The sequence below is a fragment of the Bartonella sp. MU37NMGALS genome, from assembly GCF_042194015.1.
Taxonomy (GTDB): domain Bacteria; phylum Pseudomonadota; class Alphaproteobacteria; order Rhizobiales; family Rhizobiaceae; genus Bartonella; species Bartonella grahamii.
The window spans coordinates 1-741 of the sequence record NZ_JBHIML010000121.1 but is presented as its reverse complement, the minus strand read 5'-3'; the positions used below and the strand labels follow the sequence as shown (position 1 = coordinate 741).

Sequence of the window (741 nt, the reverse complement as noted above, 5' to 3'; positions counted from 1 at the left end):
TATGACAAAATAACAAGAATATCCAATCCTAAAGTAAAAAATATTCGCACTGAAATTGAGCGATCTTCATAAATTTAGATGGAATAAAAAAGTAAAATAATTACACACAACGTACTTTACTTTATGTTCAAAATAATAATAATGATAATAGATATCAGGATGTATATAATAGTAAAAAAGAGTCATATTAAAATGAAGTCTGTCATTCTTGTAATTTTGATTGCAAACATTTTATCAGCTTGTGCATTAGCACCAAAGCTAAAACAGCCAAATGATAGGAACCGTGTGCCTATTAATAAAACAATCCCTGCCGAAATCAAGCGAGGAGACAAATGAAAAAGCAGTTTATTATAACAGGAATGATTACCCTTTTGGGAATGATGAATCTAGCTCCAGCAAATGCAGGTATAACCGTATCTTTTGAACCCTCTTCACCTAGAGGCTCACCACCACCACCACCACCACCACCACCACCTCCTCCTCCTCCTCCTCCTCCTCCTCCACTACCAGCAGAATATCTGGAGCTTATTAATCTATTAAAAAAAGGAGAAATTATTGAGCTCTTAAAAAAACAGCTTGAGTTGAAAAAAGAACAACTTTTGCAAACAGAAAAAAACTATCAAGCTATAACAAAGAGTCAGAAAACTGGACCTAAAACAGTAGGCTTTTCTAGTTTTTTTCTCAAAGAGCCAGAATTGCTCTATAAGAGTGATAAGTTTTCAAGAGAATCATATCAAAAGG

1 protein-coding gene and 1 pseudogene are annotated in these 741 nt (G+C 34.0%); both read left to right on the top strand.

The annotated features are described in order from the left end of the window. The first annotated feature begins 192 nt into the window (after positions 1-192). Complete coding sequence (locus ACFIJP_RS09460; RefSeq protein ID WP_375627162.1) at positions 193-336, top strand: TrwH protein; 144 nt, start codon at positions 193-195, stop codon at positions 334-336. Next, positions 333-741: pseudogene (locus tag ACFIJP_RS09455) on the top strand (hypothetical protein); the annotation flags it as partial. The gene ACFIJP_RS09460 and the pseudogene ACFIJP_RS09455, both read left to right, overlap by 4 nt.